The sequence below is a fragment of the Labrenzia sp. THAF35 genome, assembly GCF_009363595.1.
GTDB classification, from domain to species: Bacteria; Pseudomonadota; Alphaproteobacteria; order Rhizobiales; family Stappiaceae; genus Roseibium; species Roseibium algicola.
Genome location: NZ_CP045380.1, coordinates 1,661,521 through 1,675,568, shown reverse-complemented (window position 1 = coordinate 1,675,568; position 14,048 = coordinate 1,661,521). Strand labels below are relative to the sequence as shown.

The window sequence follows — 14,048 nt, the reverse complement described above, 5'->3', positions numbered from 1 at the left end:
GCCGATGAAAGACGTTATTCGCCAGCTCGCAGAAGCCATGTCTGCGGCCTCTCCCGATGCGCAGTTCGAGGTCCGCTACTGGGACGGAACCGGCTTCTCCATCGGGACCGAGCCAGAGTTCATTCTGCATTTCAAGAACGAGCGGGCTCTCTCCAGGGTGCTTTCGGATGCCTTCATGGGCTTTGGCGAGAGCTACATGCTGGGCGACATCGAGGTGGAAGGCGACATCAAGAAGCTCTTCTACCTGGGCTTTGCCATCGATTTCGCGGAACGGCCCATGTCGTTGATGCTGCGGATCAAACTGGCCTTCCACTTCCTGCGCGCACGCAACACCATTGCCCGCTCGCGCGAGAACATTTCCTTCAGCTACGACATCGGCAACGATTTTTACGAGATCCTGCTCGGAAAGGGCATGATCTACACCTGTGCCTATTTCACCTCGCCCGACAACACGCTGGATGAAGCACAGAACAACAAGCTCGAACTGGTATGCCGCAAGCTGTGCCTGAAGCCGGGTGAACATGTTGCCGATCTCGGTTGCGGCTGGGGCGGCTTCCTGATGTATGCCGCCGAAAACTACGGCATCACGGGCGTAGGCTTCACCATTTCGGCAGAACAGCGCGACTATGCGATTCAGAAGATCGCCGAGCGCGGCCTCTCCGACAAGATCGAGATCCGCCTGCAGGACGCACGCGAAGCGGACGGCCTTTACGACAAGGTTGCCTCGATCGGCATGGTCGAACACATGGGCAATGCCCAGATCGCACCGGTCTTCGAACGGATCGCACACATTCTCAAGCCGCAGGGCCTTGCTTTCGTCCACACGATCGGCAACGAAATCCCCCGGCCGATCGACCCCTGGATCGACAAATACATCTTCCCGGGAACGCAGGCATCGCCGCTGACGACCATGGTCGAGGCTGCCGGCAACAATGATCTCTACATGATCGACCTTGAGAATATCCGGCTGCACTATCCGCCGACGGTCAAATACTGGCTCGCCAATTTCGACGCCAATATCGACCGTATCCGCGAAATGTATGACGACACCTTCGTCAGAAGCTTCCGGCTGTATCTGGAAGTCGCAAGTTCCTCCTTCAGCTGGGGCGACAACCGGCTGTACCATCTGCTGATGACCAGGGGCCTGAAAAACGATGTCCCGATGACCCGGGAGCATCTGGTCCTGCCGAAGTCCGGCACTTCCCCGGCCGGTACATCTTCAGAAGGTGGTGCATGACGGAACCCGTCCATGTGGCAGTGATCTATACGGACGCAGGCGGTGGCCACAGGGCCAGCGCCTTCGCCCTGAAAGCATGCCTCGAAGGGTCCGGCAGATACCGGGTCAGCCTGATAAATCCCTATATCTCGCTGATCCCGCATCTCGACCTCTTCAGCCGCTTCGGATCACGCACAGGCGAGAATATCTACAACGAGGTCATCTTGCGTCAGGGACGTACCGGCCTCACCTGCTGGCTGTTTTATGCTGCCCTGCGCCTGAACTACGTCTTCTGCGAACCGCCGGCCATCAGCATTCTTTCCCGGCATTTCGAAGAAATTCGCCCGGACATCGTGCTGTCGGTCATGCCGCTCGGCAACCGGGTGATGCTGGAGGCGCTGAAACGCTACCGCGCTGGCATAACGGAAGGCCCGCTGCCGGAAGGCGCCGTCATGATCACGGACTGGGCAGAGCTGGCGAAAGGTGTCTGGTTTCCCAATCGGGCCGACTACCACGCAATTTGCGGCACGCGGGACGCCCTGCGGAATGCCGAAAAGCTTCCAAAGCTTGCCGGCAAGATCCATGCGATGGGCGGCTTGCTGATCCGGCCGGAATTCACCGACCCCGCCCAACGCTCCAGCCGGGAAACGCTGAACCTTGATCCTGCAAGGCCCGTCGTGACCGTACTCTATGGTGCCCAGGGCAGCATGCGCATGATCGAACTGGCAACCGCGATGCGCGACATTCCGCATAACGCCCAGGTGGTGTTTCTTTGCGGCCGGAACGAAGCGCTTGCCGATCAGCTGCGCGCTATGGACCTGCCTTTTCCGGTCCAGGTTCTCGGGTTTACCGACAGGGTCGCCCAGTATCTTTCCGCCAGCGATCTCTTCATCGGCAAGCCGGGTCCGGGCAGCACCAGCGAAGCCATGGCACTTGGCGTATCCATGCTGCTCGACAAGAGCCTGGCGCTGCCGCAGGAAGCTGCGGTCCTGCGCCACGTGACGAAGACGGGAGCCGGACTGGCCTTTTCGACGTCCTCCGATTTCAGCGAGAGCTTCAAGGCGGCCATGTCCGCCATCGAGTGCGGCCAGGCGCGGCAACCGGTTGCCGCCAACACATCGCCCGCCGACATTCTTGAGATCATGGACCGCATCGCCGCTTCCCGTGTTCCGGCAGCAGGCTCCTTGCAGCCGGCCGGTGAATTGCCGCACGCCCGGCACGTGTCCAGAGCCTGAGCGATGCCTGAGGACGACCAGGGCCCCGCGACGGGCGGCAGCCGCCCTCAAGAGCACACCCTGAAGATCAGGGTCGTCTACAATCCCCGCACAGGCCGCAAGCGCGAGAAGCGTTTCAAGGCGGTATTGGCGCTGCTTGAGGCACGCGGTCACACGTGCGAAATCCTGATCACGACGAAGGCGGGCGATGCCGCCGGTTTCGTTCGGGAAACCACATCAGACGACGCCGATATCCTGGCAATCGCCGGCGGCGATGGCACGATCAACGATGCAATCCAGGGAGCCGGCCCGCAGACGCCGCCCCTGGGGCTCATACCGCTCGGCACGGCGAATGTGCTGGCACATGAGCTCGGCGTCGGCACGGATCCACACCGGATTGCGAACTGCCTTATGGAAGCGCGCATCCTTAAGATCCGGCCGGGCCAGGTCAACGGGCACCGCTTCATGATGATGGCCGGCATCGGGCTGGACGCCCAGGTGGTTTCGGATCTCAGCCGCGCCACCAAGACCCGCTTCGGCAAGGCCGCCTATCTGATCGAAGTTTTCCGGACACTGCGGCGATGGTCCTGCCCGCCGGTGGACGTCCAACTGGACGGTGAGCCCGAAAAGGCAGCGACGCTGATCGTCAGCCGTGGCAAACGGTATGGCGGGACATTTGTCCTCGCACCGAATTGCGACCTCGCCAACCCGTCTTTTTGCGCAACGATATTTCCTCCAGGCAGCGCTCTGTCTGTCTTCGGACGCTTTCTGCTGATACCGGCAGGCCTGCTCCTGCGGCTTGGTCTCGTTGCCCAACAGCCGGCCAGAACAGTCGAAATCCTGCATCCCCTGGGCGACCCGATACAGGCCGACGGCGATATCGTCGCGCATGCCCCTGCGCAGATCTCGGTTTGCGAGCAGCCGATACGCCTGTGCGTCCCGATGTCCCGGCGATAACACGAGCCTGGAAGATCAATCTTCGCTTTCCAGCCCGGCAAGATGGACCAGCCGGCGGCATGCGCTCATCCAGTCGAAGTCTTCGCGCGCGGCAATGGGCGGCTCCGGCACAGTCGTCAACGCATACTCCAGCGCCTCGAGAACCCCTTCCAGTTCCGTGTAGAAATGGGCGTTGGGATAGGCCTTGTAGGGAAGGTTGCCCGGACAGTCCGGCAGGATGACATGTCGGCCGGCAACCAGCGCATCGGCGGTTGCCGTGCACAGGATTTCGCTGCGCGAAGGGTTCACCATGACCCGGTATCGTCCGATATCGGACCAGAACCGCCGGTTCGGTCCGAAGAACCGTAAATCCGCGCCTTCCTCTCGTGCGAAGGCGCGAAACTCTGCTTCATCCCGCCCCCCGCCAATGACATCGATGGGCCGTTTTGCACGGGCAGCGATGCGGGCGAGGTCGTCCAGGCCCTTCTCCCAAAGGAAAGCTCCGAGAAAATAGATCCCTTCGGTTTCCTGCGTAACGAGAGGCACCTGCGCGTAACCGGGCATGACACCGGTCACCCGTTCCACAGGCATCGTGATGCCCGGCAGGGTGAGGGCGGGCGACAGGCTGAGGGGCAGATCGATGCGCAGGCGCAAGGCGCGGCCGTGAAGAAAGGACACCAGCCGGGCGAGGCTGTTTGGAAACGGTAGCCCGGACATGCGGATGTAGGTTTCATAATCCGTCATGCTGAGGCCGATCGTCTTGTCCGCCCGGATGCCTCTGCGCCCGGTCGTTACCGGATACCAGCACAGATGCTCCGGCTCGCTCGCGATCAGGCACCGGGCCGGCGGCGCGGCGCGGTAGACGTCTTCCATCGGCACGATCGACCCCATGCCTGCCACAAACCTTGCCCGATAAGGCCGGCATTCCGGAAATTTGTAGGGTCCGAAGGCTTCAAGTTCCGTCCGGAGCCAGTCGACCTGCTCGTCAAAATCGACGAAACGGGCCTCGCCCCACAGCCGTTGCTGTGAAACCTCATCCAGCCAGGGAAGAACATAGACAACCCGATAGCCAAGTGTTGCCAACCCGCAGGCGTGCCACAGCGAGATGAAGGACGGTCCGGTCATCCACGGCAGGGCGGCACTCGTCAGAACCGCAAAGTCATGGATCTCTTGACCTTTGGTACGTTCGCCAGACAGGGGCACTTGTCTCCAGTTTCAACAGCCAGAACCACGGGCAACGATCGGCCAGCGCCCTGAAGCGAAGGTGGCGGCCGGCTGGCGCGAGACACCAGAACACATGATTCTCCGCCCGAGACAATCCACCATCGCAGGTCCGGAAAGCCAGACAGGCCAGAACGCTAACGCCCGTTTCGACCTGTATTTTCCACAAGACGCCTGACACGCCAAATGGTGAGGCCTTGTCACAAACGCGCGAATGAGGCCGTCTAAGACGAAAGTCACCCGCTCGTGACTTTCGGTTGAGTGCTCCATTGCATATTTTAGGGGCAATCGAACAAGGAATTGAGCCAAATGGTGGGATCGTTTTCCCGGAAGGCCGGCAAGGCCCTCCGCACCGCGCTTATTGTAACCGGCGGAATAGTTGCCCTGGCCGCGCCAATCAACGGCGCTCAGGCGCAACCCGAAAAAGTCATCGAACTGTTTACCAGCCAGGGCTGCTCCTCGTGCCCGCCGGCCGATCGGCTGGCGGAAAAGCTGGTGCAGGAAGATAACAACGTCCTGACCATGGTGATGCCCGTCGACTACTGGGATTATCTCGGCTGGAAGGACACGCTGGCAAGTCCCGTCAACTCGCAGCGTCAGCGAGCCTATGCCGCGCGGCGCGGCGACCGGTCGGTCTACACCCCGCAAATGGTGATCAACGGCGAGGAACACGTCGTCGGCAGCCGCGAAGGCGATGTAAGGGCCGCGCTGGCACGTACCGACCCCTTTACCGCGACAATCGACCTGAAGATTACCGACATGGTCGTCCAGGCAACGGTGAAAGGCTCCCTGCCCAAGGGCTTCAACATGGCGACCGTCTATTTCCTGCGCATGCAGGATGAAGCCCTCGTTGATATCGGCCGCGGCGAAAACGCGGGCCGCAAGGTGCGTTACGTCAACGTGGTGCGCAATCTGCTGCCGATGGGAATGTGGTCCGGCGGCCAGGAGACATTCCGCATGCCGAAGTCCAAACTGATGCTGAAAGGCGACGCCCGCTGCGCAGTTGTCGTGCAGCTTGAGAATCCCGACGGCCCCGGCCGGATCATCGGCGCGGCAACCATGAACAAGAGCGGCGGTCTGTGAACCGCCGCTGTGGTGTGGCCAAATATCAATTCCCTCTGAAAAACGAGCCCACCGGCCTCGAAGCCGGGTTGTAACCCCCGAGAAAACTGCTACCCCTTGCCCCGTTCGACCCGCCTCGGGATCGTAAACGCCCAAAGCAAGGGCAATTTGCGAAACGCAGTGGCCGGTCAGGTTCTCTGCTTTGCCGGCGTCTGGTGAAGCAAATCGGTCCTGGGGGAACGCATGAAGTTGAAGCGCAGGCTTCAGATAGCCTTTTTGAGCATCGTTTTCGGCGTGGTCGTTCTCGGTCTCAAGATCGGCGCCTACCTGTTGACCGGCTCCATAGCGCTTTATTCAGACGCGTTGGAAACGACGGTCAATATCGCGTCCGCTATCGCTACGCTTGCAGCCGTCTGGTTCGCCGCCAAACCCGCCGACAGCAACCACCCCTACGGCCACGACAAGGTTGAGTATTTCGCGGCGGTTCTCGTCGGTGTGATGATCGTGCTTGCCGCCCTGTCGATTTTCCGCGCGGCTTGGCTCGGCTTCATCAGTGGCGACAGTCCGGAATATTCGCCAGCCGGTATCGGCATGAACCTGCTTGCCGCCGTCATCAACGGCGCCTGGGCGCGGTACCTGATGAGATATGGCAAACACGCAAGATCACCTGCCCTTGTTGCGGACGGCAAGCATCTGATGACCGATGTGGTCAGCTCCGTCGGGGTTCTGGGCGGTGTTGTGCTGGTGATGCTCACCGGCTGGAAAGTCATGGATCCCGCGCTTGCGGTTCTTGTCGGCCTCACCGTTCTCTGGTCCGGCTGGGGTCTCGTCAAGGAATCCGTCGGCGGACTGATGGACGAAGCCGCCTCGCACGACACATTGGACAAGATCCGTGTTCTGATTTCCGAACATGGCGAAGGCGCCCTGGAGGCACACGACCTGCGCACTCGCATTGCCGGCAAATCCACCTTCATCGACTTTCACCTGGTGGTGCCGGGCGAAATGTCCGTCGACAAGGCACATGAGATCTGCGACCGGATCGAGATTGCCATTGTCGAAGATGTCCCCGGAGCCCGGATCACCATTCACGTCGAACCGGAACACAAGGCCAAGCATTCTGGCATTGTGGTGCTCTAGGCGGTGGCCCGAACCCTCTTGTCTTAAAAATAGTAGGGATAACCGCGCATGAGCGAGGCGTTGTTATACTCGAAGACACCGGAGGTCTGGTCGCCCAGCCCACCGCAAACCCGCTTGCCACCACCGATGGCGCGGCAGAGATGCCGAAGCAGGTGCCCGCCGGCGCGCCCCTCCGCGATCGAACAGGCGTTGAGGGAAAGAACGCCGCCAGGGCGGATATACTGGCCCAGCGTTCTCCAGAAGTTCTCCATCCCGGAACTGTGAGACACCATCCCGACCGGACTGGCCGCCGTGAATCCGCCTACGCAGTCTGCATCCAGAAGGGTCACCTGACCGGGAACGCCGCTGTGAAAGACCAGCTCGACCACGCCGAAGCCACCTGATGGCGCGTTTTGAACCAGATGACCCAGAATTTCATCGGTCGAGGAATAGCTGTAACCGGAATGCGCGGCCATATATCCCCGCGTCAAAAAATCAAGCTCACCATTATAAAGAAGTATCCGTGTCATATCGCGCCCCCCGGCACCAAATGTGCAACATGGCTTTCAGGATGAAGAAAGTCTCGTAATACCGAGAAATATTGCCTGAAGAACTGCTCCCTGTCACTCAAGGGACAGGATCGGGGTAAAATCTACTTCCAGAACGCCCCCCTTAAAATGGCAGCACTTTCGGAACGCTACGTCATCGGACGAGGTCTTTTCCGGCCCGGCCAACCAGCCTGTCTCCCGCCGGCGGCACCTGCAGGCAGACCGAATTGCGTCTTGCCCTCGCCCGTCACAATCCATAATACTCTGCACCCGGCGATCCTCGCCGCCGTCTCACTGACGGGTCAGCACCGGGCAAATGCTCACTGCGGAACTGTCTTGGCGCCTGCCCCGGCAACGTCGAGATTTCCCCGCTCCGCCCCCGCAGCACGCCCCGGTTACTTCGGAACGATTTGAGGAACCAGTCTCATATGCCCAACTGGCGGCGCTGGCAGGCCCAGCTTCTTGATCATCTGATCCTGATCGGCGGTGCCCTTCTGATGACGCTGCCTGTCTATTCGATCTTCGCCGCAACCACCCATGAGGGCGGAAGGGTCCGGCCGCGGCTCGACCTTGGCGACAGCACGCTGGAAAACTACGGACACTTTCTGCAGACCGGCGCGGGCTTTTCCGGTGACGTCACAGCATTGTCGATGATGTGGAATTCCTTCCTGCTGGGCGCCGGATTTGCGACCCTGAAGGTCGTTCTGTCCCTCATGACAGCCTATGCGCTGATCTATTTTCGGGTTCGCTTTGCCAGCGCCATCTTCGCCGTGCTTCTGCTGACCCTGTTGTTGCCTCTGGAATCCCGGTTCCTGCCGACCTATGCCGTGACCGTCGAACTTGGCCTCGTCAACACGCGTGCGGGCCTCATCCTGCCGCTGGTCGCCTCCGGCCTTGGGACGCTGTTCTTCCGCCAGTTCCTCATGACGGTTCCGGATGCGCTGCTGGAATCGGCCAGGATCGACGGCGCTGGTCCGCTGAAGTTCTTCAAGGACATTCTGGTTCCCCTGTCGGCGCCGACAGCGGCCGCGCTGTTCCTGGTCATGTTTGTCAACGGCTGGAACCAGTATCTGTGGCCGGTAATGGTCACCTCGGAGGAAAGCACCTACACCTTGGTGCGCGGCATGCAGTTTTTCGGCAATTCCAGCCTGCGCGGACTGATGCTGGCGGTACTCGCGTTCGTGCCTCCGGCCCTGCTTGTCATATTGTTTCAACGACAAGTCGTTAAAGGCCTGTTCGACGGCTCACACTGACGACATCCGGCATTGAAACCGGCGGTCCCTGCCCCAATTTTTCCAGAACGACCCGAAAGGCACCTCATCCATGGCATTTGAAGCGATCCTGTTCGACTGTGACGGCGTTCTGGTGGATTCGGAAATCATCTATGTCGATGTCGAACGCGAACATCTGGCCCGGATCGGCCTGAAGTACGAGCTTCATGAGTATATGGACCGGTTCCAGGGCCTGGGCAGCACGGATTTCTGGGCGGCGCTCGACGCGGATTACCAGACCCTTGGCAAGGGACCGCTGCCAGCAACATTCGGACCGGATCTGGACGCTGCCACCCAGGCGCGGATCGACCGCGAACTGGCGGAAATCAAGGGCATCAAACAGCTGCTGGCAGCCCATGACGGCCCACGTGCCGTCGCCTCCTCCTCCCGCCTGCACCGGCTGACCCACAAGCTTCAGCACACGGGGCTCTTCCCTTATTTCGAGCCGCATATCTATTCAGGCGAGCAGGTAACCAACGGCAAACCCGCGCCCGATCTGTTTTTGTTCGCGGCGGATAAGCTGGGTGTAGACCCGAAAGCCGCGCTTGTCGTGGAAGACAGTGTCAACGGCGTGAAGGCGGGCCTTGCCGCCGGCATGACGGTTTGGGGTTTTGTCGGCGGCGGTCATTGTCACGATGGCCACGCGGAACAGCTGCTTGCCGCCGGTGCACATCGGGTCGTCGACAGCCACGACAACCTGGCCGCTCTGCTGATCAGTGAAAGCACAGCAGCCTGAGGCTGTTTTGGGCCGATCCAAAAAATCTGACAGAACCCGAATGCTCCTGAGAGATCCGCGCGCCGTTACCCGGCACGCGGCAGGCCATTCTAGCGCCCGAGATCGTGTTCCGGATTTGCGCTGATCTTGTGGATCGAAAGATCCGCTCCGCGGTGCTCGTCTTCCTGAGACAGCCTTAGACCCATCGTCGTTTTCAGGATACCGTAGACGGCAAGACCCGCCCCAAGGGCGTAGACCGCCCCCAGAACCGTACCGATAACCTGCGAAACGGGAGACACACCGCCAAGGCCGCCCAGGGCCTCGAGCCCGAAGAAACCAGCGGCGATACCACCCCACGCTCCGCAGATGCCATGCAGCGGCCAGACACCCAGAACGTCGTCGATTTTCAGCTTGTTCTGGCAGATCTCGAAACCGATTACGAAGACGCCGCCGGCGACACCCCCAACGATCAGGCTGCCGATCGGGTGCATGACGTCCGAACCGGCACAGACGGCAACGAGACCGGCCAGCGCACCGTTGTGCACGAAGCCCGGATCATTCCGGCCGACGACCAGCGCCACAAGAATGCCGCCAACCATGGCCATCAACGAGTTGATCGCCACAAGACCGGAAATGCTCTCAAGAGAGGCAGCCGTCATCACGTTGAAACCGAACCAGCCGACACAAAGCATCCACGATCCCATGGCGAGCCAGGGCAGCGATGAGGGCGGAATACCGATGGGACGGCCGTTGCGGTCGTAACGGCCCATCCGGGCACCCAGCAGCAGAACGGCGCCGAGCGCGATCCAGCCGCCGACCGCATGCACCACCACAGAGCCTGCAAAGTCATGGAACGGCGCGCCGAAGGTCGCTTCCAGCCAGCCCTGGAAACCGAAATTGCCGTTCCAGACCAAACCCTCGAACAACGGATAGACGATACCGACCAGCGCAACGGTGGCCAGGCATTGCGGCCAGAACTTCATGCGTTCCGCGATACCGCCGGAGATGATCGCCGGAATTGCGGCGGCAAATGTTGTGAGGAAGAAGAACTTCACCAGACTCAGGCCCTGAAGTTCGAAGCCTTCACCACCACCTGACAAGGTCGCCGCGTTCACCAGGAACGTGGTGCCGTAGGCAACCGCATATCCGACGAAGAAATACGCCACTGTCGACAGGGCAAAGTCGACAAGTATTTTTACTAGCGCGTTGACCTGGTTCTTTTGACGGACGGTGCCGACTTCAAGAAAAGCGAAGCCGCCGTGCATGGCGAAAACGAGAATAGCTCCCACAAGGACGAAAAAGACGTCCGCCCCGACCCCGGTTTCATTCATTTTGACCCCCAGATAGGCAATTTGCCGTTTGTTTTTGCGTTTCGGAGCGCACAGCATTCAAACTGCATGCCAAACGGGCAAAAGCTCAAAAAAGACCCGGAAATCAGCCGATTTTTTAATCGAAACCTTTGGAGACCCCACCGGCGGAAGTGTGGGGATCGATTATTTTGTAATCATTCGCAAGTTTTTTAGGCAAAAACAGAAACTCAGGGCAACCAACCAAAAAAAGAGCCCGGGTTGCCCCCGGGCTTTCCAAGTTTGCGGTCTGAGCCAATAGACCGCCTGGGAGATTTTTGTCGGTGCCGCCTTAGAGGCGGCCGGAGCCGGTTCCGAATTCCGGATAGGCTTCCACACCGATTTCGACCTTGTCGAGACCAAGGGCCTCTTCTTCCTCGGACACCCGGATACCCATGGTGGCCTTGAGGACGAACCAGATCACCGAGCTTACGACCAGGGTGAACGCACCGATGGAAACGATACCGATCAGCTGGGTGACGTAGGAAGCGTCGGAGTTGGACAGCGGTACGATGAGCGTGCCCCAGATACCTGCCAGCAGGTGAACCGGGATGGCGCCAACGACGTCGTCGATTTTCAGCTTGTCGAGCATCGGAACCGCGAAGACCACGATCACGCCACCGACACCGCCGACGAAGACGGAAACCCACACACTCGGTGCAAGCGGTTCTGCGGTGATGGCAACCAGACCTGCCAGAGCGCCGTTCAGAGCCATGGTCACGTCGACCTTCTTGTAGAGGATCTGGGTGAGAACAACCGCGACGACGACACCGGCAGCAGCAGCCATGTTGGTGTTGGCGAAGATGCGGGAGATGTCGGAGACGTCACCGATGGAACCCATAGCGAGCTGGGAGGCACCGTTGAAGCCGAACCAACCCAGCCACAGGATGAACGTGCCGAGGGTTGCGAGCGGCATGGAGGAACCCGGGAACGGGTGCACGGAGCCATCCGCACCATACTTGCCTTTACGGGCACCGAGGATAACCGCACCGGCCAGAGCAGCCCAGCCACCGACGGAGTGAACCAGAGTGGAACCGGCAAAGTCGGAGAACTCAGCGCCGCCGATAGCCTTCACGGCTTCGCCGTTGAGCCAGCCGCCGCCCCATTCCCAGGAACCGGTGATCGGGTAGATGATGCCCGTCAGGACAACGGTGAATGCCAGGAAAGGCCAAAGCTTGATGCGCTCGGCGAGCGTGCCGGACACGATCGACGCGGTGGTCGCACAGAAGACCATCTGGAAGAACCAGTCGGACGCCGTGGAGTAACCGGTGTCGAGTGCGTCGCCGCCGACGGCGTCAAACGCGTAAGGGCCGAAGGAACCCATGAAACCGCCGTCAACGCCGGTGTACATCAGGTTGTAGCCGGTGATCCAGAACATCAGGCCAGCGATGGCGTAGAGCGTAATGTTCTTCAAGCACTGCATCGAAACGTTCTTGGAGCGGACGAGACCAGCTTCAAGCATTGCGAAACCGGCGGCCATCCACATGACCAGGAAACCACCGATGAGGAACAGCAGCGTATTGAAGATATAGGCAACCTCGGGAGAGACTGCGGCTGGAGCTGCAGCGGCAGCCTCGGTATCCTGCGCAAGCACCGGCAGAGCCGTAAGGCTCAGCAGAGCCAGCGCCGTCGCGCCCTTAGCGACTAGTTTTTTCATGATACGTTTCCTTACCTAAATCACAGAGCTTCGGCGTCGGTTTCGCCGGTACGGATGCGCACGACCTGATCGATCGAATGGACGAAGATCTTCCCATCCCCGATCTGGCCGGTCTTGGCAGCGCCGGAAATCACTTCGACGACCTTGTCGACGGAGGCGGCATCCACAGCGACTTCAATCTTCAGCTTCGGCAGGAAGCTGACGGCATACTCGGTGCCGCGATAGATTTCGGTGTGCCCCTTCTGGCGGCCATAGCCCTTCACTTCAGTCACCGTCAGCCCCTGGATGCCGATGCTGGTCAAGGCATCGCGCACTTCGTCGAGCTTGAACGGCTTGATGATGGCCATCACTATTTTCATTGCTCGTTCCATTCCCCTTCTTAGCGCCCCTTCCCGTCGAAGAAGCTCGGCCTACCACCCCGGAAACTGCGCCTGGTTCTGTCCCCCTCTGGAAGGATCTTCTCAGGTCTTCGGCTTCACCACGTGTCGTGGCCCCGGGCCGGTGTCGGCTCTTACTAATCAAGGACCGTGCCAACTTGGCTTTTTCGGAGAGTCTTTCGCGGAATCCCGCGGTTTTGCAGTGCAAAAAACGCCGGAGCCAACTTTGTGGCATAAATGGGATGGCGGCTTTTCAGGCAGTTTTTCTGCCTATTTTTTGCACAGAGCGCACTTTGAGGGTTAAAAATTGTGCATAAAAGACCAGCAATCGCTCCTCGCATAAAAATGCGGCACCTGACCCGGTCAACAAAGTTACGGCAGTGCAAATGGCCGTGCTTCGCCACTGCGGCGGCAGCCCGCCGCGAAAGCAGCTACCGTCTCAGTGCGGAGGCACAATCCGTATCTCAAGTTCCAGATGGAGGATTGGCGCTGCACGCCTGTGTCCCACCCCTCCAGAGTAAGAGCCGCCACATCGAATAAGTTCGAGCTTGTTCGGGATCCTGGAGTATACTTTTCAGACGTAACCCTGACAGATGCAGCCATTAGTTGCTTTGCCATTTTCAATGACCCCATCCCAACGGACCAACCGGCAGAGGCTGAAATGAGACACAGTGCCAAGCTAGCGGCCATCGCCCTTTCGTTCTTGCCGGGTCTTGCGAACGCGCAGGACGTGGCCGACACCATCTATTCCGGCGGTCCCATCCTGACCATCAATGACGGCCAGCCCAAGGTTGAAGCCGTCGCGGTGAAAGACGGGCGAATACTGGCGGCAGGAACGTTGGCCGATATTTCGACCTTTAAGGGCGAAACGACGGAGGCGTTCGATTTGAACGGCCGGACGATGCTACCGGGGTTCGTAGATAGCCACGGACACGTGGTCATGGGCGGAATTCAGGCCCTTTCGGCGAACTTGCTTGCGCCGCCGGACGGCGACGTCACGGATATCGCCAGCTTGCAGGCAACGCTGAAAGCCTGGTCGGAGAAGAACGCTGCGACAGTTGACAAGGGGTCGATCGAAGTCGGCAAGCTGGCCGATTTCGTTCTGCTGTCCGAAGACCCGACGGCGATCGACCCGGAGAAGCTGGCCGGGATAAAGATCGAAGGGACAGTGAAAGGCGGCAATCTGGTCTATGACGCACAGAAAGACAGCCGTCGGGGCGACCTCTCCCCGCAATTTCCGGTCTTCGGCAATCCGGAAGCAGCGCATCATCTGATGCATGCAATGTATGACGGCTTGAGCGGCGCTTCCAATCAGTAAGCAGACCGCATGCTGCGTCGGGACGGCCTCCGAAGGCCGTCCTGAAGACAG

13 protein-coding genes are annotated in these 14,048 nt (G+C 60.0%); 8 read left to right on the top strand and 5 right to left on the bottom strand.

Features of this window, described 5'->3' with window-relative positions; translation table 11 throughout:
- Window positions 1-4: 4 nt before the first annotated feature.
- From FIU93_RS07720 to FIU93_RS07710, 3 genes are read left to right on the top strand one after another with little or no spacing between them, the layout of a single operon-like run.
- The gene (locus tag FIU93_RS07720; protein ID WP_023002735.1) at window positions 5-1,237 is read left to right on the top strand and encodes a cyclopropane-fatty-acyl-phospholipid synthase family protein; all 1,233 of its coding nucleotides are present in this window, start codon (window positions 5-7) and stop codon (window positions 1,235-1,237) included.
- Entirely contained in the window at window positions 1,234-2,451 is a 1,218-nt protein-coding gene (locus FIU93_RS07715) for a glycosyltransferase (protein ID WP_152505272.1), read from the top strand. Before FIU93_RS07720 ends, FIU93_RS07715 begins: the two co-directional genes overlap by 4 nt.
- A 3-nt stretch (window positions 2,452-2,454) precedes the next feature.
- The gene (locus tag FIU93_RS07710; RefSeq protein WP_152505271.1) at window positions 2,455-3,387 is read left to right on the top strand and encodes a diacylglycerol kinase family protein; all 933 of its coding nucleotides are present in this window, start codon (window positions 2,455-2,457) and stop codon (window positions 3,385-3,387) included.
- A 15-nt stretch (window positions 3,388-3,402) separates the two neighbouring features.
- Here the strand turns inward: FIU93_RS07710 and FIU93_RS07705 are convergent, their stop codons facing one another.
- Complete coding sequence (locus FIU93_RS07705) at window positions 3,403-4,569, bottom strand: hypothetical protein (RefSeq protein ID WP_209010306.1); 1,167 nt, start codon at window positions 4,567-4,569, stop codon at window positions 3,403-3,405.
- 327 nt (window positions 4,570-4,896) lie between these two features.
- Between FIU93_RS07705 and FIU93_RS07700 the strand changes: the two genes are divergently transcribed.
- A complete protein-coding gene (locus FIU93_RS07700; protein WP_209010305.1) occupies window positions 4,897-5,670 on the top strand; it encodes a DUF1223 domain-containing protein in 774 nt (257 codons plus the stop codon).
- Window positions 5,671-5,892: 222 nt separating this feature from the next.
- The gene (locus FIU93_RS07695) at window positions 5,893-6,786 is read left to right on the top strand and encodes a cation diffusion facilitator family transporter (RefSeq protein ID WP_023002730.1); all 894 of its coding nucleotides are present in this window, start codon (window positions 5,893-5,895) and stop codon (window positions 6,784-6,786) included.
- A 23-nt stretch (window positions 6,787-6,809) separates the two neighbouring features.
- Here the strand turns inward: FIU93_RS07695 and FIU93_RS07690 are convergent, their stop codons facing one another.
- Window positions 6,810-7,295, bottom strand: a complete 486-nt coding sequence (locus tag FIU93_RS07690) for a hypothetical protein (protein ID WP_023002729.1) — start codon at window positions 7,293-7,295, stop codon at window positions 6,810-6,812.
- A gap of 446 nt (window positions 7,296-7,741) precedes the next feature.
- On the opposite strand from FIU93_RS07690, the gene FIU93_RS07685 reads away from it, so the two are divergent.
- Window positions 7,742-8,566, top strand: coding sequence for a carbohydrate ABC transporter permease (locus FIU93_RS07685; protein ID WP_152505269.1), 825 nt, complete (start codon window positions 7,742-7,744; stop codon window positions 8,564-8,566).
- Window positions 8,567-8,636: 70 nt separating this feature from the next.
- Window positions 8,637-9,320, top strand: coding sequence for an HAD family hydrolase (locus FIU93_RS07680; protein ID WP_077291491.1), 684 nt, complete (start codon window positions 8,637-8,639; stop codon window positions 9,318-9,320).
- A gap of 89 nt (window positions 9,321-9,409) precedes the next feature.
- On the opposite strand, the gene FIU93_RS07675 is transcribed toward FIU93_RS07680, so the two are convergent.
- The 3 genes from FIU93_RS07675 to FIU93_RS07665 all read right to left on the bottom strand — a co-directional run bounded on the left by FIU93_RS07675 (window position 9,410) and on the right by FIU93_RS07665 (window position 12,661).
- Entirely contained in the window at window positions 9,410-10,630 is a 1,221-nt protein-coding gene (locus FIU93_RS07675; RefSeq protein WP_075282230.1) for an ammonium transporter, read from the bottom strand.
- 307 nt (window positions 10,631-10,937) lie between these two features.
- Entirely contained in the window at window positions 10,938-12,302 is a 1,365-nt protein-coding gene (locus FIU93_RS07670) for an ammonium transporter (protein WP_055659930.1), read from the bottom strand.
- Between the two features lie 20 nt (window positions 12,303-12,322).
- Window positions 12,323-12,661 (bottom strand): P-II family nitrogen regulator, encoded by a 339-nt coding sequence (locus FIU93_RS07665; RefSeq protein WP_006938248.1) that lies wholly within the window; start codon window positions 12,659-12,661, stop codon window positions 12,323-12,325.
- Window positions 12,662-13,340: 679 nt separating this feature from the next.
- Here FIU93_RS07665 and FIU93_RS07660 point away from each other — a divergent pair.
- Window positions 13,341-13,997 (top strand): amidohydrolase family protein, encoded by a 657-nt coding sequence (locus FIU93_RS07660; protein ID WP_173017290.1) that lies wholly within the window; start codon window positions 13,341-13,343, stop codon window positions 13,995-13,997.
- The last annotated feature ends 51 nt before the right edge of the window (window positions 13,998-14,048 follow it).

Bases quoted from the DNA above. Each gene is read 5' to 3' on its own strand.
- FIU93_RS07670 (WP_055659930.1), bottom strand. From the start codon at position 12,302: ATGAAAAAACTAGTCGCTAAGGGCGCGACGGCGCTGGCTCTGCTGAGC.
- FIU93_RS07680 (WP_077291491.1), top strand. From the start codon at position 8,637: ATGGCATTTGAAGCGATCCTGTTCGACTGTGACGGCGTTCTGGTGGAT.
- FIU93_RS07665 (WP_006938248.1), bottom strand. From the start codon at position 12,661: ATGAAAATAGTGATGGCCATCATCAAGCCGTTCAAGCTCGACGAAGTG.
- FIU93_RS07715 (WP_152505272.1), top strand. From the start codon at position 1,234: ATGACGGAACCCGTCCATGTGGCAGTGATCTATACGGACGCAGGCGGT.
- FIU93_RS07690 (WP_023002729.1), bottom strand. From the start codon at position 7,295: ATGACACGGATACTTCTTTATAATGGTGAGCTTGATTTTTTGACGCGG.
- FIU93_RS07695 (WP_023002730.1), top strand. From the start codon at position 5,893: ATGAAGTTGAAGCGCAGGCTTCAGATAGCCTTTTTGAGCATCGTTTTC.
- FIU93_RS07685 (WP_152505269.1), top strand. From the start codon at position 7,742: ATGCCCAACTGGCGGCGCTGGCAGGCCCAGCTTCTTGATCATCTGATC.
- FIU93_RS07675 (WP_075282230.1), bottom strand. From the start codon at position 10,630: ATGAATGAAACCGGGGTCGGGGCGGACGTCTTTTTCGTCCTTGTGGGA.
- FIU93_RS07700 (WP_209010305.1), top strand. From the start codon at position 4,897: ATGGTGGGATCGTTTTCCCGGAAGGCCGGCAAGGCCCTCCGCACCGCG.
- FIU93_RS07710 (WP_152505271.1), top strand. From the start codon at position 2,455: ATGCCTGAGGACGACCAGGGCCCCGCGACGGGCGGCAGCCGCCCTCAA.
- FIU93_RS07660 (WP_173017290.1), top strand. From the start codon at position 13,341: ATGAGACACAGTGCCAAGCTAGCGGCCATCGCCCTTTCGTTCTTGCCG.
- FIU93_RS07720 (WP_023002735.1), top strand. From the start codon at position 5: ATGAAAGACGTTATTCGCCAGCTCGCAGAAGCCATGTCTGCGGCCTCT.